Here is a 1,836-nt window from a genome sequence, read left to right on the forward strand (position 1 = left end):
ATTTGGATTTAAAGCATCTTTAAACTTGCTATGAAATACCCAAAAAACGCTGTCGCGTTAGCAAATTTTTTATGCTAATGCGACATCCCCTTTTACTATTTTATATGTTAAAAATTTATTACACTAATAGTGAAAATTATAACTTAATTTATACATATCATTAGTTCGTTATAAAAATTTATCTGAATAATTTACTAAGTATATCTTTACACAAAAGTATAAAACTAATACTGACATGGAGGTGTTAGATAATGAGTAGAAGGCCTTTAGTTCCGGAAGCAAAAGAAAAACTAGACAAATTGAAAACAGAATATGCAAATGAAATGGGTATGAAATTTAACAATGACTATAAAGGAAATAATACTTCAAAATTAAATGGATATATGGGTGGACCTATTGGTGGATTAATGACTAAGAAGATGGTAGAGGAATTTGAAAAAAAATTAATCCATAAATAAGTTTCCATAATAGAGTAGTGATAAAAAGAGCACTTCTAAATGTTGAACATATATCACATTTGAAAGTGCTCTTTTTATCTATAAATATAATAATTAAATAAATGACGAGTTTTTTTATTATTAACATTGATTTTAAAAGATATTATTTTTCAATTGAATATAGTTATCATTTGTGGTAGAATTAGGTTTAGATTAGACTAACTATAAATAATGATAGTAAGTTGTAGAAATGCATAGGGGAAAGGGTGGACTAATTTGGAACAATATCGTATTTATAACTCTGACAAAAAAAATTGTGTACTGTGTCATGAGCTGAATAATCTTTATGCATTAGGACAAACAGATCATTGGATATCAGTAGAATCAGATCAAGTTGAAGGAAAGTACAGACGAATATCTCCATCAAAAGATATTGAGATAGTATATTGTGATATGGTTACACAAAAAGATGTGAAATTAATAGGTAATGCACCAAAGAAATGTTATGAGTTTTCTTTCCCAATTTTACAAAAGTGTCAACTTATAAGAAAAAATGATCAGTTAGATGTTAACTCTTATGAAGGTATTTTTAGAAAAACTGGACAAGAAGAGCTAAGTTGCTTAGCAGCAAATACATCTTTTAAGGGGATTACAATTCGTTTCAATGAAGCTTTTTTATGCCCTTTGTTAGAGTCTTGCCCCAATATTGAATCAATAATTTATCATGAGTTAAATTGTCAAAAACAGTTATTATCTGAGGAAGAGAAGATGTGTATTAAGCAAATAATGCTTACTCCATCTTGTATGGCAACGAAAGAATGTTACATTAAGTCGAAAGTGTTAGAATTATTGAGCTTGAGGCTTAACTCTATTTTAACCAAGTCTAAAGAATTAGAAGATTACGCTAGCTCTGACTATAATTCATTAGTTCTTGCACGGGAAATTGTTGAAGAAAATTTGGTAAATCCACCTACTATCCCTGAACTTTCAAGGTTGGTAACAATGAATGAATGCAAGTTAAAAAAAGGATTTAAACAGTTAACAGGTATGACAATTCGTAAATATGTTATTACTAAAAGAATGGAAAAAGCAAAAGAACTATTAATAACTACCAATAAGCCTATTGAAAGTATTGCCGTAGAAATTGGTTATAAGGATGCTACTCATTTTTCTAGTCAATTTAGGAAAAAGTATGATATTTATCCTTCCAAATTGAGATTTTAAATTTTATATTTACAATAAATAGTAAATAAGTTTTTTCCTATAATGAAAACACAGTTACATTATTAAAGAATGTGACTGTGTTTTTTATTGTGTGCCCAGCATGGGCAACAACTTGACGGTGAAAGTCCGTTGTGGGCTTGGTAGTGGGAACCACTAGCTGACGGCAAGGGTGTCC

At 29.2% G+C, this 1,836-nt stretch carries 2 protein-coding genes; both read left to right on the forward strand.

Features of this window, described 5'->3' with window-relative positions; genetic code table 11:
* Nucleotides 1–251: 251 nt before the first annotated feature.
* Complete coding sequence (locus tag J2Z24_RS21135) at nucleotides 252–458, forward strand: alpha/beta-type small acid-soluble spore protein (RefSeq protein WP_035152470.1); 207 nt, start codon at nucleotides 252–254, stop codon at nucleotides 456–458.
* 255 nt (nucleotides 459–713) lie between these two features.
* Nucleotides 714–1,661 (forward strand): helix-turn-helix domain-containing protein, encoded by a 948-nt coding sequence (locus J2Z24_RS21140; RefSeq protein WP_051593449.1) that lies wholly within the window; start codon nucleotides 714–716, stop codon nucleotides 1,659–1,661.
* Nucleotides 1,662–1,836 lie beyond the last annotated feature (175 nt).

The sequence above is a fragment of the Clostridium tetanomorphum genome, from assembly GCF_017873215.1.
In the GTDB taxonomy this organism is placed as follows: domain Bacteria; phylum Bacillota; class Clostridia; order Clostridiales; family Clostridiaceae; genus Clostridium_AO; species Clostridium_AO tetanomorphum.

Excerpts from the sequence above, each read along its gene's own strand:
- J2Z24_RS21135 (WP_035152470.1), top strand. The coding sequence starts at position 252 with ATGAGTAGAAGGCCTTTAGTTCCGGAAGCAAAAGAAAAACTAGACAAA.